A 23,156-nucleotide genomic window follows, 5' to 3' on the forward strand; every position below is an offset into this window, starting at 1 on the left:
TATAGTTGTAAGTTTGTCAACATTAATGTAATTTGACCTATCATTACAACTTTGCGCCTGTTAATTACATATCGTTTTTATTTCATGCTGGCTATCCTGTTATGCAGCAGCAGGCTGTCGGCGCAGGATATTCCCCCTGTAATGGGACCGCCTCCGCAGCAGGTTATTCCGCCTATTCCTTCTTTTGAGGAGCGGCAAAAAAAATGGGGCCCCAACGATACCATCCTGGTAAGTGCTATCTGGTACGGAACTTCCGTTGATTCTTTTGAGATGTTATCCTACAGGGAGGAAGAAAATGTATGGGTATCAAAAATGTCGGACCGGCAACTGCAAAGAAAGATTGCCGAGTGGACACGCCTGCGGAATGCCGTATATGTAACTTATCCCTATGCCCGTACGGCCGGGTATACCATTAATGAAATGAATGCCAAGCTGGCTACCATCAGCAGCAAGAAAGAGCGTAAGGCCTATATAAAATCGAGGGAGAAAGAATTAAAGAAAAAATTTGCCGACCCTTTGTCCAACCTCTCCGTTTACCAGGGTAAAGTATTAATGAAGCTCATCAACCGCCAGACGGGTAATAACTGCTACGAAATTATTAAAGAGTTCAAAGGCGGTTTAAATGCCACCATGTACCAGACCGTGGCTTTCTTCTTTGGCGGCAACCTGAAACAGAAATATGATGTGGCCGGCGACTCCTTTGACAGGCAGATAGAAAGTTACGTAAAAGAGATTGATGGTAACTGGTATAACAATGCTTTCCGGAAGGGGAATTAGTGTTGAGAGGTTAGTATTCAGATAATAGTATTCAGATAGTAGTATTTAGTATAAAGACATGGACATCCCTGGCTTTCTCCGTATCAACTATTTTATGGTCAAATTGTTTTTCCACAGATTTCCGAATATCAGGAACATAGAATAATTTTAGGATTATAACGTTTTATAAAAAATAAGTACAGTTAATTATGAAAACATACAGGAACCTGTTACTGATAGCTTTAATGGTAGTTACGGTAACAGCGTGTAAAAAGAATAAGGATTCGAATACCAGTGAGTCGGATAAAATAAAAGATACCACGATTGCATATGCACGGGACATTTATTTATGGTACGATAAAATACCGGCATCTTTCAATGCCAGGAATTACAGCAGTCCCGATGCCATTATGAAAGCGATTAGGGCTTATAGTAATGAGCCGGGTTTCAGCACACCGGTGGATCGCTGGAGTTTTGCGGTGGATCAGGCCGAATGGGACGATGTAAGTGGCGGTATAGCCAAGGATTTTGGTTTAAACGCCTTCTTCTATACCATGAATGATTTGCGGGTAAGACTGGTAGAGCCCAATTCACCGGCAGGAATGGCCGGTATTAAAAGGGGCTGGCGTTTTACGAAAGTAAATGGTATTACGGATATCAATACTTCAAGAGCTTCTGAATTACAGACGGCTATCTATGGCAGCAACACTGCCAGTTTTACTTTTCTGAAACCGGATGGCGCTTCCGTGGATATTACCTTGAATGCAGCTTCTTATAATAGTAAACCCTTGTACCTTGATTCGGTATATACTGTGGGCGCAAAGAAAGTAGGTTATATGGTGTATAACAGTTTCCTGGGAGATAGTGCGCAAACCGTTGATGGTTATGCCAGGATAATTAACAGGTTTACTGCTGAGAATGTTGACGATGTGATAATTGATCTGCGGTATAACGGCGGCGGGTATGTTTACTTTCAACAGGTACTGGCCAATTATTTAGCACCTAACAGTGCTAACGGAGGGTTGATGATGGCGACAAAATATAATAACAATTACTCCCGGTATAACAGTTCCGTTAATTTTTCTAAAAAGGGTACGTTGAATCTTTCCCGGATATTTTTCATTGTGAGTAACTCAACAGCATCAGCCAGTGAATTATTGATCAATAACCTGAAGCCTTATATCAGTAATGTACATATTATTGGCCCTTCCAAAACATACGGGAAACCTGTGGGATATTTCCCTATACCGGTAGGAACCGATTATATATTCCCTGTATCCAGCAGGACAGTGAACAAAAATAACGAAGGCAATTATTTTGATGGTTTTGCTTTGAGCAATCAGGTGTTGGATGGGCTTACCAAAGAGCTTGGGGATGTGGATGAATTATGTTTAGCCAGTGCTTTAAAATACATTGGAACCGGCTCGTTCAGGGTAAGAACTGTTGAAGAGCCATTTACCGAAATACCGCAGGTAGTGAACGCAAATAAAAAGCTGGATCATTCCTTTAAAGGGATGATCAATCCTCAAAGGTTTTAAAAACATTTGTTATAAAATAAAACCCCGTTCTATTAGCTGGACGGGGTTTTTGCTTTTTTACGGAACCAGCATTTTTTCTTATGCTTTTGGGGTACAGTGGTCGTGTCCGCCCCTGTCAATTTTTTATTATCAATCAGTTTTGCGTCTGCCCTGGCAGCATCCTCTTTTGCTTTAGGGTTTTCAATGGCTTTTTTTATGGTCTCGTTCTGCTGGGCATTTACCGTAGTAGCTACAGATAAACCCATGAAAAACAGCAGGAAAATATATTTATTCATAGTTGTACCATTAGGATGTTATAAAATTAGCGCATTACCAAGAAGTAAAAAATAGAAAAAAGGTTTGCCCGCGCAAACAAAAGAAAATGTTAAGTGTAATAAAGGGGAAAGTTAGAAAGACAGAGAGTTGGGAAGTCGGAAAGCCGGAGAATTGAATAGTCGGGATGTCAGAAAGTTGGGAAACGGAAAGCGTTTAACATTTATCTGCCGCTCAATAAATCCTAAATCTTACATCTTTAAATCCTAGATCCTATATTTCCTGAACCGATTATCTTTACAAAACAAACAACTGTATGAAAGTAGATATACTGGCTATAGGCGTACACCCGGATGATATTGAACTGGGTTGTGCGGGCACTATCATTAATGAAATAAAGAATGGCAAAACAGTAGCTATTGTGGACCTGACCCAGGGCGAACTGGGTACCCGCGGAACGGCTGAAACGCGTTATACCGAGGCGGCCGAGGCAGCAAAGATCATGGGCGTGGTAGCCCGTGAAAACCTGAAAATGCGGGATGGTTTTTTTACTAACGACGAAGCCCATAAACTGCAGCTGATACAGGCCATCCGGAAATACAGGCCCGAAATTGTACTGGGTAATATTTTAAATGACCGCCACCCCGATCATGGCCGTGCAGGACACCTGATCAGTGATGCTTTCTTTTTATCGGGCTTGTCTAAAATTGTTACCACCGATGAGGCCGGTAATGAGCAGGAAAAATGGCGGCCCAAATATTTCCTGCAATACATACAGGACTGGTACCATGAGCCGGATATTTTACTGGATATCAGCGATGTATTTGAACAGAAAATGCAGGCCATACAGGCTTACGGCACCCAGTTTCATACCAGTGCTGCCGACAGTGAAAGTGGTCAGCAAACCTATATTTCCACTCCCGATTTTATTGAAAGTATCGTGGCCAGGGCCCGGATGCTGGGAAAAAGGATCGGGGTAAAATATGCCGAAGGATTTTTATCGGAGAAGAAAATCGGTATTAAAAGCCTGGATGCCTTGGTATTACGTGAAACCTAGGTTTCATTGAACAAAGGTTTGTATTGGGGGCAATTGTTAAATTACTGTCATTAATTGGCTGGCGTAAATAAAACCTTCTTTTTGAATATTTTACATCGGTTTTATTTAGTATTTTTGTTCATTAGTAAAAGTTTAATGCAACTACATGACAAATCCACGCTTTCCTAAAATAAAAGTATCCTTTCACAATGAACTGAAAAACCGGATTGGTGAATACTTTCAGCAGAAAGGAAAATCAATGACAGGTAATTCCCAGTTATTCTTTAAGGCAGCCATCTTACTGTTAACATTTATAGCCTTATATATTCACCTGGTTTTCTTTACGCCGGCAGCTATCTGGGCTATCCTGGAAAGCATAGCGATGGGTTTAACGATTGCCGCACTGGGCTTTAATGTGATGCATGACGGTGCTCATGGCAGCTTCAGCAAGTACAAATGGGTAAACCAGGCAGCCTCGAATGTTGCCAACTTTTTAGGTGCCAGCCAGCATATGTGGCGTACCAAGCACAATGTAATTCACCATACCTATACCAATATTCATGGGGTGGATGATGATATTGAGGCCAGGCCCTTATTACGTTTATGCGATGAGCAGGACCATTATAAAATACACAAATACCAGCACTACTATTTCTGGGCAGCTTATTCCTTATTGTATATCTGGTGGGTATTTGTTACTGACTATAAAAAATACTTCTCACTCAAGATCGGGGAAATGCCTATTAAACGATTAACGTTTTCCGAGCACTTTTTCTTCTGGTTCTACAAAGCCTGTCATGCTGTTATTTTCGTGGTACTACCGATCATTTTTGTAGGCCCGATAGCCTGGTTAATAGGCTTCCTGGTAATGGGCTTAACTGCGGGTTTTGTATTAAGCATTGTATTCCAGCTGGCACATACAGTAGAACATACACATTTTCCCATGCCTGATGAGGCGGGTAAAATGGAAGATGAGTGGGCTATTCACCAGTTAAAAACGACGGCTAACTTTGCTACCAATAACAGACTGGTTAGCTGGTTTGTAGGTGGTTTGAACTTCCAGGTAGAGCACCATTTGTTCCCCAAAATTTCGCATATTCACTATCCTGCCATCAGCAAGATCATTAAAAAAGCTTGCCAGGATTACGGTATACAGTACATCGAATACCCTAAAGTACGTTATGCCGTTGCATCGCATGTTGCTTTCTTAAAACAAATGAGTAGGAAATAATCCATAAAATTTTTCAGATATGGAAGGTTCTGCAGATGCAGGACCTTTTTTTATACCCTGTAAGTAATGGACAGTTGACAATGGACAGTTGACAATTCACTATTCACAATTCACCACCTTATTAACTGTTAGAATTTCTTGAACCCTGAACCCTTGAACATTTGAACCATTCCCTGCATTAGCTAATTGTTAAAAGCAACCATCACTATTTAAATTGTTAGTATTTTTGCACCTCAAATAGCGAAAATATGGCAAAAGTTAAAGTTGGTACGGTACAGATGAGTTGTACTGCTGATAAGGAAGAAAACCTGCAAAAGGCAATTGTTAAAATAAGGGAGGCTGCTGCCAAAGGTGCGCAGATCGTTTGCCTGCAGGAGCTGTTTACTTCTTTATACTTCTGTGATGTGGAAGATTATGACAACTTTAAACTGGCGGAAGCTATTCCCGGTGCTTCTACCGATGCGTTAAGTGCAGTGGCGAAAGAGCTGGGTGTGGTGATCATTGCTTCCCTGTTTGAAAAAAGAACGGAAGGTTTATACCATAATACCACTGCTGTATTGGATGCTGATGGTACTTACCTGGGCAAATACCGCAAGATGCATATCCCGGATGACCCGGCTTACTACGAAAAATTCTATTTCACACCCGGTGACCTGGGTTATAAAGTATTTAAAACAAAATTCGCTACTATCGGTATCCTCATTTGCTGGGATCAATGGTACCCTGAGGCATCAAGGATCACGGCTTTAATGGGTGCGGAGATCTTATTCTATCCTACAGCCATCGGTTGGGCTACCAGCCAGGACGATACCACCAATACCGAGCAATACAATGCCTGGCAGACCATCCAGCGCAGTCACTCGGTAGCCAATGGCTTACACGTGGTAAGCGTAAACCGTGTGGGTTTTGAGCAGGATGGCGCCATGAAATTCTGGGGCGGTTCTTTTATTGCCAATCCGTTTGGCGCTATTATTTACAAAGCATCACATGAAGAAGAAGAAGTGCATGTGGAGGAGCTTGACCTGGCACTTACCGATAAATACCGTACACACTGGCCTTTCCTGCGCGACAGGCGTATTGACTCTTACCAGCCGATTACGAAAAGGTATATTGATGAGGATTAGGGGAGGGAAGAGAGGAAGTTGGAAAGACGGGAAGTCCGAAAGTCAGGAAGACGGAAAGGCTGAAGTGGGGAGGATAGAGATCAGTGTGGAAGAGGTAGCATGCTAACACTATGATTTAATTACCAAATAAAGTCACTATGGCTTTTAAGTTTGAAAAGTTAATTGTTTGGCAAAAAGCAATTGATCTTTCAGAAATTGTTTATTCATTAACCAGGACTTTTCCGGTGGAAGAAAGGTTTGTGTTATCCAACCAGATTCAACGTGCTGCTGATTCTGTTTCGCTAAATATTGCAGAAGGTTCAACCGGACAGACAAATCCTGAGTTCAAAAGATTCCTTGGTATAGCATTACGATCTAACATTGAAGTGGTGGGGTGTTTATGGCTTGCAAAAAAACAAAACATTATTAAAGAGGACGATTTTAATAGAATTTATAAAGCTTGCGAAGAGATACTACTTATGATTAACGGGCTGAAGGCATCGTTAAAATAAAAACCTAACAAACAAAAAATGATTTTCAATAACAAATACTTTTCTTCCGGTCTTTCCGACTTCCCGTCTTCCGGACCCGCTAACTTTCTTGCTCCCGGCCAAAAGCCAAAAGACCTGGGATATTTTTTCCCGGCCGAATGGGCACCGCATGAAGCTACCTGGTTAAGCTGGCCCCATAAAGAAGCCAGCTGGCCCGATAAGCTGGAGGCTATTTATCCTTATTATGCCCAGTTTGTAAAAGAGCTGACGCGGGGTGAGTTGGTAAGAATAAATGTGGTGGACGAAGCCATGCAGGCAGCAGCAACAGCCCACCTGGTAAAAGCCGGTGTGGATCTGCAGAAAGTACAGTTTTTTATTCATCCTACCAACGATGCCTGGTGTCGCGATCATGGTCCGGCTTTTTTAATAAACCCAACGGCATTACATAAAAAAATGATTGTTGACTGGGGTTATAATGCCTGGGGTAATAAATATCCACCGTTTGATCTGGATGATAATATACCTACCCGTATTGGCGAAGCATTTAAGTTACCCGTTGTATACCCAGCTATTGTTATGGAAGGGGGCTCGGTGGAGTTTAACGGAGCAGGAACTATCCTAACCTCTACTGCCTGTTTATTAAACCCTAACCGTAACCCGCACCTGAACCAGCAGGAAATAGAAACCTATTTACAGGATTATTATGGTGTATCGCAGATATTATGGGTAGATGAGGGTATTGTAGGTGATGATACTGACGGGCATATTGACGATACGGTTCGTTTTGTAAATGAAGACACCGTACTGACAGTGATAGAAGAGAATAAACAGGATGAGAATTATGAATTGTTGCAGCATAACCTGAAACAGTTGCAACAAATGCGTTTGTTAAACGGCAAGCAATTAAATATAGTGGAATTGCCGATGCCGGATGCCGTGATCTGGGAAGACCAGCGCTTGCCGGCTTCCTATGCTAACTTCTATATTGCCAACAAATCGGTTATTGTACCCACTTACCGTTGTGATAAGGATGATAAGGCTTTACAGATCATTCAGACAGCATTCCCCGACCGCGAGGTAGTAGGTATTGACTCTACAGAGATCATCTGGGGCCTGGGTAGTTTTCACTGCCTGAGCCAGCAGGAGCCTGCGGTATAGGATACGTTCATAAAGTTTTGTAATAAACCGGTGCTGCACAGTTATTGTTTAGGTTCACCTATCAATAACTGTGTAGCATTTTCTATATCAGTGATAAAATGTTTCAGCACGTTGAAGTGCTCAGAAATATATGCACGGAATTCAGCAGCACTCCATTCCCTTACATGACATTCGTTATAAGCCGGGCCATAATGATATTTACCTGTAGTTAAAATTCTTTCAGGTGTGCTGATAAACAGTAGCTTAAAATCGATGGCCTTGATGGTATTGATCAGCTGGTCGGGATCAACGATATGTTCAATTACATCGGCACAAATGATGATGTCGGTTTGTGCGGGTAAGCTACCCGGTTGCATTATATCAGCCCATTTCCGGTGCGGATAGGTTTTAATGAGAAAATCATAGGTAGGCTTTACTTCAGCACCAATGGTATTACTATCGGGGAACTGGTGTAATAATTTATAACCGGAGCCACAGCCAATATCCAGGATGTTTGTATAGTTGTATTTATCTGCATACAGCCGTGCCAGTTCATATACTTCTTTCTGGTATTCATCGGTCAGGGCCGTATCATCATAATGGGGAACGGATTTCCGGTGGGTATAACCCCGTTTAATATGGTACCTGCTTGGTTGAAAGATAGATCGCCATTCTCCGGCAATGTATTCGGCAGCAATAACAAATTTGTTGGCAATTTTTTTTAAAGGCATAATGATGATACTGAATTTCAAAAGTAGGGTATTGTGTGTTTACGGGCAGGGATAGCAGCGGAAATACTTTTGTGAGGCACGAACAAAAGATTGCAGCGAATAGCCCGGCGCTTGTACAGCCCGTTATGTTATGCGGTAAATAATATGCATGAGGTGAATAATACTGCGGGAGATTATACCCGCAATACAAGCGGCCCGCATAATAAGCCCGGCTCTTTTTTATACACATTTTAGCCTGTAACTGGCTGACTGTCAGCTATGGTGGTATAAAAGCAGAATAAGCCCCGATTTAATGTCAGCTTTCCGTAAAATCCTTGTAACTTGCATCGTTTTTTCAATTTTATCAACCATGATGGATCTCTCCAATTACGACCCTAATAGCGTTAGTAATCCCAATAATAACATTTTTGGACTACCTACAACCGAGGATGATGCCCGTTTGGTTATATTACCTGTGCCCTGGGAAGTAACGGTAAGTTATGGTGTGGGTACGGCACGTGCACCGGAATCAATTTTTAAAGCTGCCCTGCAGGTTGACCTGTATGATGCAGAAACACCGGAAGCCTGGAAACAGGGTTTTTATATGCGCCCGGTTGATGGCAAGTTGCTGATGAAGAGTGATTATTTACGCAAGGAAGCGGAACTATATATTGATTATATATCCAAAGGTGATGAAGTAAGTGCCAACCAGTTTATGTGTAAGACCATTAAGGATATTAATGAAGGTGGTATATACATTAACCAGTGGATATACGACCAGACAAAGGCTTTACTGGAAAAAGGCAAGCTGGTAGGTTTGCTTGGTGGCGACCATAGTGTAACCCTGGGTTATTTAAAAGCACTGGCAGAGAAACACAGTGACTTTGGTGTATTACAGATAGATGCACATTGTGACCTGCGTAAAGCTTATGAAGGCTTTAATTATTCGCATGCCAGCATTATGTATAATGCGTTGGAGGAAGTGCCGCAGTTATCGAGACTGGTACAGGTGGGTGTACGTGATTATGGCGGTGATGAGTGGGATTATATTCAAAACAGTAACTACAGGGTAATTACTTATTTTGACAGGGAGATCAAACACCGCCAGTTTGAAGGCGATACCTGGCGTCATATTGCAGAGGAGATCATTGAAAAACTGCCCCAGAAAGTATATATAAGTTTTGATATTGACGGGCTTGACCGGAAACTATGCCCGCATACCGGCACGCCGGTACCTGGCGGGTTTGAGCTGGAAGAAGTGTTTTACCTGTTTAGAAAACTGATACAGAGCGGAAGGGAGATCATAGGATTTGATTTATGTGAAGTGGGATTGAATATGGAGAATGACTGGAATGCCAATGTAGGCGCAAGGGTATTGTACAAACTCTGCAACCTGACAGTTGTTAGTAATTAACAAATAAAGTTGTAAGTTTAAGGACGAACCTTATTTATTATGAATCATTTTGAACTGGCGTTAAAAAACGAAAAGCTTTTATATTATCACAGGATGGCCGTGCTGTTGCTCATTTTAAACTTTGCAGCATTTATTATAGTAGCTATTTATGCAACAACCAGCACTACCCGTACTTTTGCTATTGTTGGTGTGGCTGCCACCACTTTTGGCCTGGCGATGGCTTACTGGCAATATGCCACTGTAAAAGAGGCCAATGATAAAAGAAATGTGATAGGGCTGTTTTTTGCCGCTGTTTGCTGGGGATTGATGCAGAGTTGGGTGGCAGCGGTTATTTGTTTACTGGTCCAGGTTTTTTATTCAATCAGTATCAGGAAACAAATAGTGACTGTTATTGATGGAGGAGTACAATATCCCGCTTTTTTTGGAACAACCACCGCAAAATGGAATGAGTTGAACAATGTTGTTTTAAAAGACGGCTTGTTAACTATAGATTTTAAAAATAATAAAATAATACAGGCCGAAATAACAGAGACGCAACCTGTAAACGAGCCGGAGTTTAACCGGTTTTGTAATGCCCGTTTAACGGGTAATTCGGCAGCGGTATAATACCGTATCATTAAAGTAATACAGCATGAGTTTATCGGAATCGCCATACATTTTATATTCTGACGGAAAGGGAAATATTTTTGAAGACACATCCCTGTATGTGGTAGGCCGCAGCGGCTGGGATGCTATTCCCATTCCGGAAGATGAATGGATTGAATTACCGGAAGGCGGTTCCTTATACGAATTACCCGGAAGAAGGGGCATTGGCATTGATGTGGAAACAGGGGATATGCGTTTATGTGAAAAGGGTTGGGCCGTTGCGGCTTTTATACCTCCGGCACATACCGGTTTTTATTTAGCTGCGTATGAAACCGCAGAAGATGCACCTATACTTCCTTTGTTTTGTTATACCGCAGTAGGTTGGCTGGATGATAAGTTTTATGTACCCGCTACCCGTATTGAACAGGATATACGCCAGGAGTGTGATGGTTATGACCAGGTGAAAATACAGGAAGGGGTTGCTAAACTGGTAAGTGCCTACCCGCATAACCGTTTGGTAGAACATTTGGCCGGTAACTGTGCCTTGACCTACCATTGTCCTGCTGCCCGGAATTATTTTTTAGAAAGATGGGAATGCCCGATACCGGTATCACCAGCCTGTAATGCCAACTGTGTTGGTTGTATATCCTTACAGCCCGATGAAGAACAGGTGGTGAGTAATCAGGACAGGTTAAAATTCAAGCCTACTCCTGAAGAGATTGTAGAGTATACTGTTCCGCACCTGCAATCCGCACCTTACCCGATTGTAAGTTTTGGACAGGGTTGCGAAGGTGAGCCCCTGTTAATGTGGGAGACCATGCGGGATGCTATTATTGAGATAAGAAAACATACACCCAGGGGCAGCATCAATATCAATACCAACGGGTCAAAACCGGATGCCGTAAGAAAACTGTGCGAGGCCGGCCTGGATTCTATAAGAGTAAGTACCAACTCCGCCCGCAGGGAAGTGTATATGCCTTACTACCGCCCCAATAACTACGATTTTGATGATATTATTGAAAGCCTGAAAGTGGTGAACAGTTTTGGTGGCTGGACCTCTATCAATTATTTTGTTTTCCCGGGTATGACCGATAGTGTAGAGGAGTATGAAGCTTTGAGAAAACTGATCAAAGACACTGGTTTAAAAATGATACAGTGGCGTAATTTTAATATTGACCCTGACTGGTACCTGGGCAAAATAAATATAGGCGATACGGGTGAATGCATGGGCATTAAACAAATGCAGGAGCTGATCAAAGAAGAATTCCCTCATTTAAAATACGGTTACTTTAATCCGCCGATGGAGAGAATAAAGGGTAATTACGACCTGGACTTTGCGCATCATTAGTAGTAAAGTTATTAGTTAATAGTTAATGGTTCATAGTTAAGAGTTAATGGTGAATAGTTACTGTGACCATTATAAAATAAAAAGAGAGAACCGTGCAGCATTCATTGTTGTGCGGTTCTCTCTTTTTTATAAACCTTAAACCTTAAACCTTAAACCTTAAACCTTAAACCTTAAACCTTAAACCTTAAACCTTAAACCTTAAACCTTAAACCTTAAACACTACACGCCGGATCATGTTTTACCGGGAAGTTGAGGGAGTTGGCAATAAAACAAAGCTGATGGGCTTTTTCATGGAGGGCCACTGTCTTATCAATCATTCCTGCCTCACTTACTTTTACCACGGGATGTAATACTACTTCCTTAAAATGACCGCTGCCATCAGGGTTTTCAACCATTACGCCGGTTGGCTTATCTGTATAATCGATCACCACAATTTCATGCTGTGCACAGAGGTGTAAGAACCATAACATATGGCAACCGGATATAGAAGCGAGCAATAATTCTTCCGGGTTGTACTTGGTACTGTCGCCACGGAAAGCCGTGTCAGAGGAAGCCTGTATAACCGGCTTGTTATCGGCTTTAATTGTATGGGCCCTTTCGTAGGAACGGTAGTCAAAAGTACCGCTGCCGGTATTGCCGGTCCAGGTAATGGTAAGTTGGTACTGATGTTCTTTTTGCATAACTAAAAATTAAAGGATGCTTACTTATAAATATTCACTTCATTGATACCTGTATTATCCCGTACGCCGCGGTACATGCCTTCGCTGTTAAACAGCAACGCCGTATTGCCTTTACTATCCACACCAATCATGCCACCTTCGCCGCCTATTTTTACCAGTTTATCCTGTACCACTATATGCATGGCTTCCTGTAAGCTCAGGCCTTTGTATTCCATCAGGCAACTGACATCGTAAGCTGTAACGGCACGTATAAATAACTCGCCATGGCCGGTACAACTGATAGCGCAGGTATGGTTATTGGCATAGGTACCACAGCCTATAATGGGACTGTCACCAATGCGGCCAAATTGTTTATTGGTCATACCACCGGTGCTGGTAGCCGCGGCTACATTACCCTGGCTGTCTACTGCAACGGCGCCTACGGTACCGAATTTTTTATCTTTTACCGGTATATTATGATCCAGGGCAGTGGTATCGGTATGTTGTACCTGCTGCCATTGGTTGTACCGCTGTTGTGAAAAAAAATAGGTATCCGGCTCCAAAGTATAACCACGGGTAGCGGCAAAGTCCAGTGCACCCTGGCCGCTGAGCATTACGTGTTCGGTATGGCGCATTACATCAAGCGCAAGCTGTATGGGATTTTTTATTTGCTGTATGGCGGCAACGGCTCCTGCCTGTAAATTACTGCCATCCATAATAGCAGCGTCCATTTCATGTTTACCCTGTTTGGTAAATACCGATCCTTTGCCGGCATTGAACAGGGGATTGTCCTCCAGGCTTATTACGGCTGCCAATACCGCCTCGATAGCCGATTGCCCTTTTTGTAACGCATGATAACCACTATCCAGCGCCGCCTGCAGGCCGCTGGTATAGGTTTGTTCTAATTCGGGTGTTAGGTCGGTTTTTAATATGGTGCCTGCACCGCCATGGATAGCTATGGCAATTTTATTCATGCGCAATTGTTTTTATTTATCGCCGGCGGGCATTAGCCTTCCTGCGATTTTTTTCTGCTTAAAAAGTATACAGGTACACCTATTGCTACAATAGCCAGGCCTGCCAAGGAGGTCTCTGGTTTGGCATATAGTAACCCCACAGCCATTGTACCTGCCAGTAAAATATAAATAATGGGTATAAACGGATAGCCAAAAGCCTTGTAAGGCCTTTCCGCATCGGGGCGTGACTGACGTAACCTGAAAATACCTACAATGGTTAAAATGTAAAATAATAAAGTGATGAACACCACATAGTCCAGCAACAAACCATATTTACCACTTAAACATAAAATACTGGCCCAGATACATTGTGCCCATAAGGCCCAGCCCGGTACATTGTTTTTATTGAGTATAGCTGCTTTCTGTAAAAACAGTTTATCCTTGGCCATGGTGTAGTACACGCGGGCGCCGGTCAATATTAAACCGTTATTACAACCAAAAGTGGAGATCATAATAGTGATGGCGATAACCACCGTGCCTGCACTGCCAAAGATAGCGGTGGAAGCAGCAGTGCCAACCCTGTCTTCTGCGGCAAAGGCAATGCTGTTGGTAATAGTACCATCAGCAGGGTAGGGTATGGGGCCTTCGGCAATAGCCGGGGTTACCGGTAATACCGCCATGTACATGAGGTTGGTGAGTATATAAATAATGGTAACGATCAAAGTGCCTAAAAACAGGCTAAGACCTACATTGCGTTTAGGGTTTTTTATTTCGCTGGCAATAAAGGTTACATTTTCCCAGGCAACACTGCTGAATACCGAGCCTACCATGGCTGATGCAATAATACCAATGGTTACCATGGTGGAAACCGGTGAAGTGAAAAAGGACCAGCCCACCTGTTTACCATCTTCCACTACTGCACTGGTGGATGAAAAGGAGAAACCGGATGCCCAGTTAGCCTCCCATATACTACCCTTGGCAGCCAGTAAAAAGCCAAATACAATTAAACCGAATAAAGAGAACAGCTTAATGAGTGTAAAAACTTTTTGTATGGTTTTACCTTCTTTAACACCGCGGGTGTTTATCCAGGTTAAAAATATGACCAGTGCAATGGATACCAATTGGGCGGGATATAGTTTGAACCAGCTGCCCAGTTCAAGAATAATATTTTCATCGGACATGGTAAGTGCCGGGATAAAATAACCGGCAAATTTACTGAAAGCCACACCAACGGCGGCAATGGTACCTGTTTGGATTACCGAGAAAAAACTCCAGCCATATAAAAAGCCTGTGAGGGGATTATAGGCTTCTTTTAAAAAAACATACTGTCCCCCGGCTTTGGGAAACATAGAGGAAAGCTCGCCGTAGCTCACTGCCGCAAACACGGTCATTAAGCCGGTGATCACCCATAACAGGATCAGCCAGCCGCCTGAGCCAACGCTCCTGGCCATATCGGCGCTTACAATAAATATTCCCGAGCCTATCATTGATCCGGCAACGATCATAGTGCCGTCCATTAAGCTCATCGTAGGTTTTAAACCTTGTTCCTGGGCCATAGCAGTTTTTGTTTAGCCGTCAAGATAAGGAGTATTTTTGAGAGATAGGAATTATAGATGGAGAATGAGCAGTGATGAATGATGATGATGAGCTTTGAATGAGTGCTTTATAAAGACCGGTGGTTTTTTCCCGCAGATGGCGCGGAAAAAGGGCACCGCAGATTTTCGCTGATTGTTTGTTGTGTGATAAATAAAGCAGTAAAAATAAACCCCGGATAATATCATGTGCCTGGGGTAATTTAAAAGCCGTGGTTTTTTCCCGCAGATGACGCGGAAGAAGGGCTCCGCAGATTTTCGCTGATTGTTTGTTGTGTAATAAACAAAGCTGAAAAAAACAAGTTCAGGATACATCATATATCGGGGGCAATATAAAGACAGGGTGTTTTTCCCGCAGATGGCGCGGAAGAAGGGCTCCGTTGATTTTCGCTGAATGGTTGTTGTGTGATAAATAAAGCAGTAAAAATAAACGCCGGATAATATCATGTGCCTGGGGTAATATAAAAGCCGGTGGTTTTTTCCCGCAGATGGCGCGGAAGAAGGGCACCGCTGATTGTCGCTGATTGAATTGTTGTGTGATAAGCAAAGCAGTAAAAAACAAACCCCGGATACATCATGTACCCGGGGCAATATTATCGCTATCAATTCCTAAATCAAAAATCTTAAATCATCAACCCCTCCCTCTACTTCTTATTTGCTTTATATTTTTCGTTCAGGCCTTTAATAATATCGGCTGTAACGTTAAAGCTGGAATCGCGGAAGTAAAACAGACCCGGGTCATCGGAAAGAATGTAGGTATAGTTGTATTGGGCGTTGTACTCTTTCACATATTCCTCGATCGCTTTTTTCAGGGCCATTTTCTTTTGTATCACAAACTCGTCATACTCCTGTCCCAAAGCGTTTTTACGATTGGTCATGTTTTGTTCCAGGCCCTGTATCTCTTTTTGAGCGGCTTCGGCTTCCTGCTGGGTAATATCGGGTTTGCCCTGGTATTTATTCTGGTAAAATAAAACACGGTCCTGGTAGTTTTTACCCAAACGGTTCAGCTCCGCATTAATGGCATTTTCTTTCTTTGCCATTTCGGCCATGGCATCTTTTACCAGTTGTGTGTTCTCCTGTATGGAATCCATTTCAAAATAAGCTACGCTAAATGGTCTTGCTGCCAGTAATGAGTCTTTATTGGCCACTTTCTTTTGTGTGACAACCGTTTTTTTACTACTAAAGTGTAAATAAAACAATACCGCCACAGCTGCCAGCAGGATAACATTTAACGCCAGTAAACCTTTGTTCATGCACAATTTTTTTGCAAAGTAATTAATTGAAAGAGGGCAAAGATAGGGGAAACGGTCACTTTAAGATACTGTTAACATAGTATTAGGGTATTACCAAACAGGATGTTAAGCTATCCGGTAGTTTCCTGTGATCCCTTCATCTGCCTCTGCCTGACGGGCGGCCAGCTCCAGGGGAGCGTTGGTATAACCAAAGCGCAGGCACTGATACAGGTATACGATAATAAATACGGGAATACTTAAACGGCGGTATTGTTCCACATGTTTTAACTCGTGCCTTAGCCAGGCAGGGTTGCTTAAAAAGCCGGCCCTGGTTACGCCATACAGGTAGATGGTATTGCCTATGACAATGGCGGCATTCCCGGCTTTGAGTTTCCTGGCTGCTATACAGGCAATCCAGGCCCTTTCCTTGATTTTTACTGATAACATCTATACTTATTGATGCGGTAATAGCTTTTAACGTTGTATGAACCCGCAAACAGTTAAAAAGCAGGGATGGCCCTGGCAGAAGGGGGAAGGTGAAAAAGCTAAAAACCCGGTTATAATTGGTTATATTGCTTACAAAACACCCTGGTATGAAATGGTTGAGTACTACCAATAAATGGAAACGGTATTTTATCTCGGGAATACTCTGCTGTATTACCGGCACCGTTATCTGTTATTATTTTTTAAAAGACGCCTACCCCTGGCAATGGTCGGGGATATGGTTTGTATTCGGATTTTGCTGGCCCCCGGTAACAGAAACCCTGCGTAAATGGTATATAAAACTTACCGGCGGGGATATAAAAATTTAAATTTCGGCCTTCTTTCCTGTTCAGCAGGGTTATAAAGCTGAAGGGCTGCCTGATGTGGAGGGCTTGGTGCGCAACGCAGTGCAGCACCGGAGCGATAGCGGAGCCCGTAACAGCAGGTAACTGCCGCTGAGCCGCGTTACTGCTGTTGATAGCCCCTAATATTTTGTAAATTAGTTAATTAGGTAATGTGCTAATGATTATAATACCGCTTTAAGCATTCCGCTTTTGGCTTTCGGCCTGGCAAAAATTCACCTCTTTTCCACGTTATTGTAAAATATGATTTCTTATTTCGTTATTAAGGCCGCTACCCTTACCTTTGCCGCCAAAATAAATACCTATTTATATATATGGCAAATACAGGTAAAATTAAACAGGTAATCGGCGCCGTTATTGACGTTCAGTTCGATGGTGCTCTTCCGGAAATTTATAACTCCTTGGAAATTACCAAAGCAAATGGTGATAAACTGGTTTTGGAAGTACAGCAGCACTTAGGTGAAGACAGTGTACGTACCATTGCTATGGACGGTACTGAAGGCCTGGTACGTGGTACCGCAGTAGTAGATACCGGCAAAGCTATTGCCATGCCAACCGGCGAGGCTATTAAAGGCCGTTTGTTTAATGTTACCGGTGATCCTATTGACGGATTGCCTGCTGTAAGTAAAGAAGGTGGCCGTCCTATTCACGCACAGCCCCCTGCTTTTGAAAACCTGAGCACTGCTACTGAAGTACTGTTTACCGGTATTAAAGTAATTGACCTGATTGAGCCATATGCAAAAGGTGGTAAAATTGGTTTGTTTGGTGGTGCGGGTGTAGGTAAAACCGTATTGATCCAGGAATTAATTAACAATATTGCGAAAGCCTACTCAGGTTTATCAGTATTTGCCGGTGTGGGTGAACGTACCCGTGAAGGTAATGACCTGATGCGTGAGATGATTGAGGCCGGTATTATGAAATACGGTGAGGCTTTCAAACACAGCATGGAAGAAGGTGGCTGGGACTTAAGCAAAGTGGATATGAAAGAACTGGCTGACTCAAAAGCTACTTTCGTATTCGGACAGATGAATGAACCCCCGGGAGCCCGTGCCCGTGTTGCCCTTTCCGGTTTAACCATTGCGGAATACTACCGTGACGGTGACGGACAAGGTAAAGGCCGCGATATCCTTTTCTTCGTAGATAATATCTTCCGTTTTACCCAGGCTGGTTCCGAGGTGTCGGCTTTATTAGGCCGTATGCCTTCAGCGGTGGGTTACCAACCTACACTGGCTACAGAAATGGGTCTGATGCAGGAGCGTATCACCTCTACCCGTAACGGTTCTATTACCTCTGTACAGGCGGTATATGTACCTGCGGATGACTTGACCGACCCTGCGCCTGCTACTACCTTCGCTCACTTAGATGCGACTACCGTATTAAGCCGTAAAATTGCCGACTTAGGTATTTACCCTGCGGTTGACCCGCTGGATTCTACTTCACGTATCCTTACGCCTGCAGTAGTTGGTGAGGCACACTATAACTGTGCTAACCGTGTAAAATTAATGTTACAGCGTTATAAAGAGTTACAGGACATTATCGCCATCCTTGGTTTAGATGAGTTAAGCGACGACGATAAAATGACCGTAGCCCGTGCCCGTAAAGTACAACGTTTCTTATCACAGCCTTTCCACGTGGCCGAGCAGTTCACCGGTTTAAAAGGTGTACTGGTTCCCATTGAAGAAACGATCCGTGGCTTTAACATGATCATGGATGGTGAAGTGGACGAATATCCTGAAGCTGCCTTTAACTTAGTAGGTACTATTGACGACGCTATTGAGAAAGGTAAAAAACTGTTAGCACAGGCACAGGGATAATTAGGGTGGTAGTATATAGTATTTAGTATAAAGTATTTAGAACAAAAGTTGTTATTTTTAGATAAGCAGCAGTAACACCGACTGATCGTTCCTTGCGACGCTCCGTTCAACTGCATATCGCTAATCATCTTAAAAAAACGCTTATTCTGGTATTTAAACTAATACTATGGGAATGCACCATTATAAAGAGCTGAAGATCTGGCAACGCTCTATGGATTTAGTAGTTAGCATTTATAAACTATCTGCTATTTTACCTAAAAACGAGCAATTTGGCCTTCTGTCGCAAATGCAAAGATGCGCAGTTTCTGTTCCAAGTAATATAGCTGAGGGGGCAGGAAGAGGGTCAAACAAACAGTTCAGGTATTTTTTAGCTATAGCAATGGGGTCTATCAATGAGCTACAAACGCAAGTGGAAATTGCGTTTCGGTTAAATTACCTGGAAACAAGTAATAAAGATGATTTGACCGACGAAATGTTGCAGATATATAAAATGGTTCTGACGTTTTATAAGTCACTTGGAAATGACGAGTAAAAGTCTAAATACTAAAGTCTAAATACTGAATACTTAACAATGAATCTTGAAATATTAACACCTGAAAAAAAGCTTTACAGCGGCGAAGTGTATGGGGTACAGTTACCCGGTATAAGCGGTTTGTTTGAGGTTTTGGAAAAACACGCCCCGCTGATCAGTGCTTTAAAAGAAGGTAAACTGAAGGTGATTAAAGATAAAAGCTTTAACGATGTTGCTTTCTTCCAGATCCAGGGTGGTTTTGTTGAAGTATTAAACAACAAAGTAACCGTACTGGTTGAGGGCGCTACCGAAGCTTAATGCGGTAAAGAATAAAAGTATATATGAACTGCTGCCTTAGTATAAGGCAGCAGTTTTTTTATGGCCATAAAAAAAGGTTTCCTGCCAGGGAAACCTTTTTGTGAGAGATATGTTGCGTGTTATACTGTTTGGTCTTCAACCGGTGAAGCAGGGGCATTTTCTTTTACAGAAGCAATGCCATTGTCGCGGCCCGATTCGCTTTCGTACATCTGGCTGCTGCCGATTATCTGGCCATTGGAGGCTTTTAAAGCAAAGTAAAACTTACCATTGGTCGATGTTTTACGGTCGAATCTGTTATCGTCCTGCGCATTTTTGCGAACAGAATCAATGCCGTTCTCACAACCGGCTTTAGCCGAATAGCCTTCGCTTGACAATATAACCTGTCCGTTGCCTGCTAAAAGATTAAACTGAAACTCACCGTTGGTGCGTTTAGAAATTACAAATTTTCCCATACAATTGATTTATTTTTAAATGAATAAATAACACTTGTTGTTATTGTGGTTTTGTAATGTATTAGAGGGCAATAGATAACTATAGGTACTACCTTATTCCGGTAGGAGTGGTTGTGCCGCCCTGGCTTTGTTTTCTGCGGGCCAGTTCCTGCTCGGCATAACCAAATGCTTTCTTCATCATATCGGTTTTACGGAATTCGTATTTGGTACGTATCTTTTCTTCTTCCTGGGCTACTGATAAAAACATGGCATCAATGGCCCTGGCCGATACAAAATCGGTTAAGCTGGTTTCAATGGGTTTACCTATTAAAGGTATTTTATTGTAAATATTGGCAACATTGGCCCACTCGCGATTAGCGCCGTTCAGGTTCACGGTACTGTCTACAATAGGCCGGAAAGCGCTCATCAGCGAGGCCGACATGGCCGTTTTAAAATAATCGGTTGCGGCACGGGTATTATCGGTTACCAGTATATTCATCACATCGCGGAAATTCATACTCTTTACGGAATTCAGGAAAATGGGCTTGGCCGCTACTACGGCCGAGGTCATGGCATTGGTAAACTTGCTGGTTACCTGGTTCAGTAAATTGCCCATGCCCAGGTCGTTTAAGGTTTTCTCTATCTTGGCCGCTTCGCCGGGGAAGGCAAACTTAACCAGCGGGTTGCCGGAATTGGGGTTGGCAAAAGCGTCAAAGCCGCTGAATAAACCTTGTGTCAGTGCATCTTTCAGGCCGGTTGCCATTTCATATTCGGAAGGCATAATAACCGATGCGATCTGTTTTAAGGTATCGCAGGACGAAAAGAATAAGCACGCACTTAATAAGCAGCTGAGGTACAGACGTTTCATGTGTAATTTTTACAGTTTCAAAAATGGTTTTACTATTAAATATCGGCTAGAGGGTAAGTTAAGGACGAGTAATAACATCAAACAGATGTCAGGCAAATGTACAAGCTTAAAATAAATTATAAAAGCGGGAAGGTAGCGTGAATAAAAGGCCGTTAGTTGGAACGGGGATCAACCGGGTAATTCACCATCTGCCGGTATTCACCGCCCAGGGTCTTTAAAGCTTCCTGCCATATAACGGCATGGCCGGTGTCAAAGATCAGTTTCTTTGTAGCAGGCAGGGTGATCCAGGTCTTTTCCTCCATCTCCTCTTCCAGCTGGCCCTTGCTCCAGCCCGAATAGCCCAAAAAGAAACGTATTTGTTTTGATTTTTTTCGATCGGCCTGTAAGGTGCGGATCATGGCTTCGTAATCGCCGCTCCAGAATACACCGGGTAATACTTCCACACCACCGGGAATATCATCGGGCAACAGGTGTAAAAAATGAAGACTGTTCTGTTCCACCGGGCCACCATAAAACATAGGAAGATCTAAGCCTTCGAGGGGAGGAAACAGGTCGTCCAGTGTTTTTTTATACAACCTGTTTAATACAAACCCAAAAGTACCCTCCTCATCATGCTCACACATCAATACCACTGTCCGCTGGAAGTTGGGGTCCTTTAAAAAAGGTTCAGCTATCAGTAATGTACCTTTTTCCAGTTCATTCATAGTCTAAAAGTAACATGTTTTTTAAAAAAGGAAGTTAAAAAACTTTACTTCAATAGTCAAACCATTTAAAACCTGTATGAATGCTCTAATTTTGTAATTTGGTTCAAACTATATTTTATAGCCTCCGGCAGCGGATATAAACATAAAACTTTTATCTTTCCATCTAAAGCAAATACCGGTTCGTGAAAAAGACATTCACTATTATCATCATCCTTATTTCGTTATCGCTTGTCGGCATCATTATATTGCAGCTTTCGTGGTTAAGCAATATGAACCAGCTAAGCGAGGACCGTATCAAGCAACAGGTGGATGAAGCTAAGATCAATGCCGGCCTGGAACTGAACCAGATCAAATCCTCTTACGTACCTATTCCCTTATCCAGCGGTACCAATCAATTCCTGGAGGGTTTTAGCCGCAGTTTTATCAAACCGCAAACCCTTGCTTCAAAACTTTCCGTTAAAGAACTGCACGATATCATCCGCCGGAACTTCAATGCCAAAGGGCTGAAAAAATTACAGTTTGATTTTGCCATCATCAACCAGAATGTAAAAGCCTATCTGCCGGATGAAATATTACTGGCTTCCAACAACTTTGTGGCATCGTACAGCGATAGCCTGAATAACTATACACCACTGGGCGCTTACATTATATCGCAACCCGGCTCGGCATCCGAAAGCCTTACTTCCAATGAAATACTATTTGTAACGGTCATTGACTGGAAGGCCCTGGTGATACGTTCTCTGCGCTGGCCCATTATAATGTCCATTGTGTTCACCCTTATTATTATTGCCGCGTTCTATGTAACCGTGCGCACCATGTTGCAGCAAAAGAAAATAGGGGAGATCAAGAATGATTTTATCAACAATATGACCCACGAGTTTAAAACGCCGCTGGCCACCATATCGCTGGCGGTGGATGCGTTGAAAAACGAAAAGGTATTGCAGAACGCTGAGAAGATTGATTATTTCCGTACCATCATCAAGGAAGAGAACCTGCGGATGAATAAACAGGTGGAAACCATTTTAAAAGCTTCGCAGCTGGAAAAACAGGAGGTTGACCTGGCTTTAAGTCCCCTGCACGTACACGATATTATACAGGATGTGTTAGATAATTTTGCGTTACAGCTGGATGATAAAAACGGTAAGGCTGAATTAAACCTGCAGGCCACCAATGACCTGATTGAAGCCGATGAAGTGCATTTTAGTAACCTGGTGAATAACCTGGTGGACAATGCCGTAAAATACTCCAAGACCAATGTTCCTATCCAGATCAAAATATCGAGCCAGAATACCGGTAAAAAACTCGTGTTACGTTTTGAAGATAATGGTATAGGCATGAGCAAAGAGACCGTAAAACGTGTGTTTGAACGCTTTTACAGGGCACATACCGGTAACCTGCACAATGTAAAAGGTTTTGGCCTGGGGCTTAGTTATGTAAAATCCATGATAGAAGCGCACCACGGTGAGATAAAGGTAGAAAGCACCCTGGGTAAAGGAAGTATTTTTACAATAGAACTTCCCCTTAAAAAATAAACGCGGTATATAGCCGGCCATAAATCTTCAGCACGCTTGTTTCCTGTACTGGTAATGCTTTAATTATTACAGAGGGCCGATACACTACATTTAAAC

At 42.7% G+C, this 23,156-nt stretch carries 25 protein-coding genes; 15 read left to right on the plus strand and 10 right to left on the minus strand.

What is annotated here, in order from left to right; all coding sequences use genetic code 11:
- Positions 1 to 51 precede the first annotated feature (51 nt).
- Entirely contained in the window at positions 52 to 777 is a 726-nt protein-coding gene (locus ACFS6H_RS07270; protein WP_386096743.1) for a DUF4294 domain-containing protein, read from the plus strand.
- Between the two features lie 188 nt (positions 778 to 965).
- Complete coding sequence (locus tag ACFS6H_RS07275; RefSeq protein WP_386096745.1) at positions 966 to 2,294, plus strand: S41 family peptidase; 1,329 nt, start codon at positions 966 to 968, stop codon at positions 2,292 to 2,294.
- A gap of 32 nt (positions 2,295 to 2,326) precedes the next feature.
- Here the strand turns inward: ACFS6H_RS07275 and ACFS6H_RS07280 are convergent, their stop codons facing one another.
- The gene (locus ACFS6H_RS07280; protein WP_386096747.1) at positions 2,327 to 2,569 is read right to left on the minus strand and encodes a hypothetical protein; all 243 of its coding nucleotides are present in this window, start codon (positions 2,567 to 2,569) and stop codon (positions 2,327 to 2,329) included.
- A gap of 293 nt (positions 2,570 to 2,862) precedes the next feature.
- On the opposite strand from ACFS6H_RS07280, the gene bshB1 reads away from it, so the two are divergent.
- The 5 genes from bshB1 to ACFS6H_RS07305 all read left to right on the plus strand — a co-directional run bounded on the left by bshB1 (position 2,863) and on the right by ACFS6H_RS07305 (position 7,565).
- Entirely contained in the window at positions 2,863 to 3,603 is a 741-nt protein-coding gene (bshB1, locus tag ACFS6H_RS07285) for a bacillithiol biosynthesis deacetylase BshB1 (protein WP_386096749.1), read from the plus strand.
- Between the two features lie 145 nt (positions 3,604 to 3,748).
- Positions 3,749 to 4,813 (plus strand): fatty acid desaturase family protein, encoded by a 1,065-nt coding sequence (locus ACFS6H_RS07290; protein ID WP_386096751.1) that lies wholly within the window; start codon positions 3,749 to 3,751, stop codon positions 4,811 to 4,813.
- A 248-nt stretch (positions 4,814 to 5,061) separates the two neighbouring features.
- Entirely contained in the window at positions 5,062 to 5,937 is an 876-nt protein-coding gene (locus ACFS6H_RS07295) for a carbon-nitrogen hydrolase (RefSeq protein WP_386096753.1), read from the plus strand.
- A 137-nt stretch (positions 5,938 to 6,074) separates the two neighbouring features.
- Positions 6,075 to 6,428, plus strand: a complete 354-nt coding sequence (locus tag ACFS6H_RS07300) for a four helix bundle protein (RefSeq protein WP_386096755.1) — start codon at positions 6,075 to 6,077, stop codon at positions 6,426 to 6,428.
- An 18-nt stretch (positions 6,429 to 6,446) separates the two neighbouring features.
- Complete coding sequence (locus tag ACFS6H_RS07305) at positions 6,447 to 7,565, plus strand: agmatine deiminase family protein (RefSeq protein WP_386096757.1); 1,119 nt, start codon at positions 6,447 to 6,449, stop codon at positions 7,563 to 7,565.
- 41 nt (positions 7,566 to 7,606) lie between these two features.
- Here ACFS6H_RS07305 and ACFS6H_RS07310 read toward each other — a convergent pair whose 3' ends face one another.
- Positions 7,607 to 8,275 (minus strand): methyltransferase domain-containing protein, encoded by a 669-nt coding sequence (locus ACFS6H_RS07310; protein ID WP_386096759.1) that lies wholly within the window; start codon positions 8,273 to 8,275, stop codon positions 7,607 to 7,609.
- Between the two features lie 349 nt (positions 8,276 to 8,624).
- Between ACFS6H_RS07310 and ACFS6H_RS07315 the strand changes: the two genes are divergently transcribed.
- From ACFS6H_RS07315 to ACFS6H_RS07325, 3 genes are read left to right on the plus strand one after another with little or no spacing between them, the layout of a single operon-like run.
- The gene (locus tag ACFS6H_RS07315) at positions 8,625 to 9,668 is read left to right on the plus strand and encodes an agmatinase family protein (RefSeq protein WP_386096761.1); all 1,044 of its coding nucleotides are present in this window, start codon (positions 8,625 to 8,627) and stop codon (positions 9,666 to 9,668) included.
- A 39-nt stretch (positions 9,669 to 9,707) separates the two neighbouring features.
- Positions 9,708 to 10,274, plus strand: coding sequence for a hypothetical protein (locus ACFS6H_RS07320; RefSeq protein ID WP_386096763.1), 567 nt, complete (start codon positions 9,708 to 9,710; stop codon positions 10,272 to 10,274).
- Between the two features lie 25 nt (positions 10,275 to 10,299).
- On the plus strand, positions 10,300 to 11,601 hold the full coding sequence (locus tag ACFS6H_RS07325) for a radical SAM protein (RefSeq protein ID WP_386096765.1): 1,302 nt from the start codon (positions 10,300 to 10,302) through the stop codon (positions 11,599 to 11,601).
- A 212-nt stretch (positions 11,602 to 11,813) separates the two neighbouring features.
- Here ACFS6H_RS07325 and ACFS6H_RS07330 read toward each other — a convergent pair whose 3' ends face one another.
- The 5 genes from ACFS6H_RS07330 to ACFS6H_RS07350 form a co-directional block, all read right to left on the minus strand.
- Positions 11,814 to 12,281 carry an OsmC family protein gene (locus ACFS6H_RS07330; RefSeq protein ID WP_386096767.1) on the minus strand — a complete coding sequence of 156 codons (468 nt, stop codon included), beginning with the start codon at positions 12,279 to 12,281 and terminating at the stop codon, positions 11,814 to 11,816.
- 20 nt (positions 12,282 to 12,301) lie between these two features.
- Positions 12,302 to 13,234 (minus strand): isoaspartyl peptidase/L-asparaginase family protein, encoded by a 933-nt coding sequence (locus ACFS6H_RS07335; RefSeq protein ID WP_386096769.1) that lies wholly within the window; start codon positions 13,232 to 13,234, stop codon positions 12,302 to 12,304.
- Positions 13,235 to 13,266: 32 nt separating this feature from the next.
- Positions 13,267 to 14,769 carry an APC family permease gene (locus ACFS6H_RS07340; RefSeq protein WP_386096771.1) on the minus strand — a complete coding sequence of 501 codons (1,503 nt, stop codon included), beginning with the start codon at positions 14,767 to 14,769 and terminating at the stop codon, positions 13,267 to 13,269.
- A 680-nt stretch (positions 14,770 to 15,449) separates the two neighbouring features.
- Positions 15,450 to 16,058, minus strand: coding sequence for an OmpH family outer membrane protein (locus ACFS6H_RS07345; RefSeq protein WP_386096773.1), 609 nt, complete (start codon positions 16,056 to 16,058; stop codon positions 15,450 to 15,452).
- A gap of 105 nt (positions 16,059 to 16,163) precedes the next feature.
- Positions 16,164 to 16,484 (minus strand): DUF4157 domain-containing protein, encoded by a 321-nt coding sequence (locus tag ACFS6H_RS07350; RefSeq protein WP_386096775.1) that lies wholly within the window; start codon positions 16,482 to 16,484, stop codon positions 16,164 to 16,166.
- Positions 16,485 to 16,630: 146 nt separating this feature from the next.
- On the opposite strand from ACFS6H_RS07350, the gene ACFS6H_RS07355 reads away from it, so the two are divergent.
- The 4 genes from ACFS6H_RS07355 (at position 16,631) to atpC (ending at position 19,525) form a co-directional block, all read left to right on the plus strand.
- Positions 16,631 to 16,849, plus strand: a complete 219-nt coding sequence (locus ACFS6H_RS07355; RefSeq protein WP_386096777.1) for a hypothetical protein — start codon at positions 16,631 to 16,633, stop codon at positions 16,847 to 16,849.
- 347 nt (positions 16,850 to 17,196) lie between these two features.
- Positions 17,197 to 18,696 carry a F0F1 ATP synthase subunit beta gene (atpD, locus tag ACFS6H_RS07360; RefSeq protein ID WP_386096779.1) on the plus strand — a complete coding sequence of 500 codons (1,500 nt, stop codon included), beginning with the start codon at positions 17,197 to 17,199 and terminating at the stop codon, positions 18,694 to 18,696.
- Between the two features lie 166 nt (positions 18,697 to 18,862).
- Entirely contained in the window at positions 18,863 to 19,228 is a 366-nt protein-coding gene (locus ACFS6H_RS07365; RefSeq protein WP_386096781.1) for a four helix bundle protein, read from the plus strand.
- Between the two features lie 39 nt (positions 19,229 to 19,267).
- Positions 19,268 to 19,525: an ATP synthase F1 subunit epsilon gene (gene atpC / locus ACFS6H_RS07370; protein WP_386096783.1), complete on the plus strand. Its 258-nt coding sequence runs from the start codon at positions 19,268 to 19,270 to the stop codon at positions 19,523 to 19,525.
- A gap of 119 nt (positions 19,526 to 19,644) precedes the next feature.
- Here the strand turns inward: atpC and ACFS6H_RS07375 are convergent, their stop codons facing one another.
- From ACFS6H_RS07375 to ACFS6H_RS07385, 3 genes are all read right to left on the minus strand, one after another.
- Positions 19,645 to 19,977 carry a YegP family protein gene (locus tag ACFS6H_RS07375; protein WP_386096785.1) on the minus strand — a complete coding sequence of 111 codons (333 nt, stop codon included), beginning with the start codon at positions 19,975 to 19,977 and terminating at the stop codon, positions 19,645 to 19,647.
- A gap of 88 nt (positions 19,978 to 20,065) precedes the next feature.
- Positions 20,066 to 20,824: a DUF4197 domain-containing protein gene (locus ACFS6H_RS07380; protein WP_386096787.1), complete on the minus strand. Its 759-nt coding sequence runs from the start codon at positions 20,822 to 20,824 to the stop codon at positions 20,066 to 20,068.
- Between the two features lie 152 nt (positions 20,825 to 20,976).
- Entirely contained in the window at positions 20,977 to 21,528 is a 552-nt protein-coding gene (locus tag ACFS6H_RS07385) for a YqgE/AlgH family protein (RefSeq protein ID WP_386096789.1), read from the minus strand.
- 182 nt (positions 21,529 to 21,710) lie between these two features.
- Here ACFS6H_RS07385 and ACFS6H_RS07390 point away from each other — a divergent pair, with 182 nt between their 5' ends.
- Entirely contained in the window at positions 21,711 to 23,060 is a 1,350-nt protein-coding gene (locus ACFS6H_RS07390) for a sensor histidine kinase (protein WP_386096791.1), read from the plus strand.
- Positions 23,061 to 23,156 lie beyond the last annotated feature (96 nt).

This window comes from Terrimonas rubra (assembly GCF_042686025.1).
Taxonomy (GTDB): Bacteria; Bacteroidota; Bacteroidia; order Chitinophagales; family Chitinophagaceae; genus Terrimonas; species Terrimonas rubra.

Bases quoted from the DNA above. Each gene is read 5' to 3' on its own strand.
- ACFS6H_RS07355 (WP_386096777.1), top strand. From the start codon at position 16,631: ATGAAATGGTTGAGTACTACCAATAAATGGAAACGGTATTTTATCTCG.
- atpC (WP_386096783.1), top strand. From the start codon at position 19,268: ATGAATCTTGAAATATTAACACCTGAAAAAAAGCTTTACAGCGGCGAA.
- ACFS6H_RS07325 (WP_386096765.1), top strand. From the start codon at position 10,300: ATGAGTTTATCGGAATCGCCATACATTTTATATTCTGACGGAAAGGGA.
- ACFS6H_RS07330 (WP_386096767.1), bottom strand. From the start codon at position 12,281: ATGCAAAAAGAACATCAGTACCAACTTACCATTACCTGGACCGGCAAT.
- ACFS6H_RS07315 (WP_386096761.1), top strand. From the start codon at position 8,625: ATGATGGATCTCTCCAATTACGACCCTAATAGCGTTAGTAATCCCAAT.
- ACFS6H_RS07300 (WP_386096755.1), top strand. From the start codon at position 6,075: ATGGCTTTTAAGTTTGAAAAGTTAATTGTTTGGCAAAAAGCAATTGAT.
- ACFS6H_RS07280 (WP_386096747.1), bottom strand. From the start codon at position 2,569: ATGAATAAATATATTTTCCTGCTGTTTTTCATGGGTTTATCTGTAGCT.
- ACFS6H_RS07310 (WP_386096759.1), bottom strand. From the start codon at position 8,275: ATGCCTTTAAAAAAAATTGCCAACAAATTTGTTATTGCTGCCGAATAC.
- ACFS6H_RS07275 (WP_386096745.1), top strand. From the start codon at position 966: ATGAAAACATACAGGAACCTGTTACTGATAGCTTTAATGGTAGTTACG.
- ACFS6H_RS07335 (WP_386096769.1), bottom strand. From the start codon at position 13,234: ATGAATAAAATTGCCATAGCTATCCATGGCGGTGCAGGCACCATATTA.
- ACFS6H_RS07345 (WP_386096773.1), bottom strand. From the start codon at position 16,058: ATGAACAAAGGTTTACTGGCGTTAAATGTTATCCTGCTGGCAGCTGTG.
- atpD (WP_386096779.1), top strand. From the start codon at position 17,197: ATGGCAAATACAGGTAAAATTAAACAGGTAATCGGCGCCGTTATTGAC.
- ACFS6H_RS07290 (WP_386096751.1), top strand. From the start codon at position 3,749: ATGACAAATCCACGCTTTCCTAAAATAAAAGTATCCTTTCACAATGAA.
- ACFS6H_RS07375 (WP_386096785.1), bottom strand. From the start codon at position 19,977: ATGGGAAAATTTGTAATTTCTAAACGCACCAACGGTGAGTTTCAGTTT.
- bshB1 (WP_386096749.1), top strand. From the start codon at position 2,863: ATGAAAGTAGATATACTGGCTATAGGCGTACACCCGGATGATATTGAA.
- ACFS6H_RS07340 (WP_386096771.1), bottom strand. From the start codon at position 14,769: ATGGCCCAGGAACAAGGTTTAAAACCTACGATGAGCTTAATGGACGGC.
- ACFS6H_RS07380 (WP_386096787.1), bottom strand. From the start codon at position 20,824: ATGAAACGTCTGTACCTCAGCTGCTTATTAAGTGCGTGCTTATTCTTT.
- ACFS6H_RS07350 (WP_386096775.1), bottom strand. From the start codon at position 16,484: ATGTTATCAGTAAAAATCAAGGAAAGGGCCTGGATTGCCTGTATAGCA.
- ACFS6H_RS07365 (WP_386096781.1), top strand. From the start codon at position 18,863: ATGGGAATGCACCATTATAAAGAGCTGAAGATCTGGCAACGCTCTATG.
- ACFS6H_RS07305 (WP_386096757.1), top strand. From the start codon at position 6,447: ATGATTTTCAATAACAAATACTTTTCTTCCGGTCTTTCCGACTTCCCG.
- ACFS6H_RS07295 (WP_386096753.1), top strand. From the start codon at position 5,062: ATGGCAAAAGTTAAAGTTGGTACGGTACAGATGAGTTGTACTGCTGAT.
- ACFS6H_RS07320 (WP_386096763.1), top strand. From the start codon at position 9,708: ATGAATCATTTTGAACTGGCGTTAAAAAACGAAAAGCTTTTATATTAT.
- ACFS6H_RS07385 (WP_386096789.1), bottom strand. From the start codon at position 21,528: ATGAATGAACTGGAAAAAGGTACATTACTGATAGCTGAACCTTTTTTA.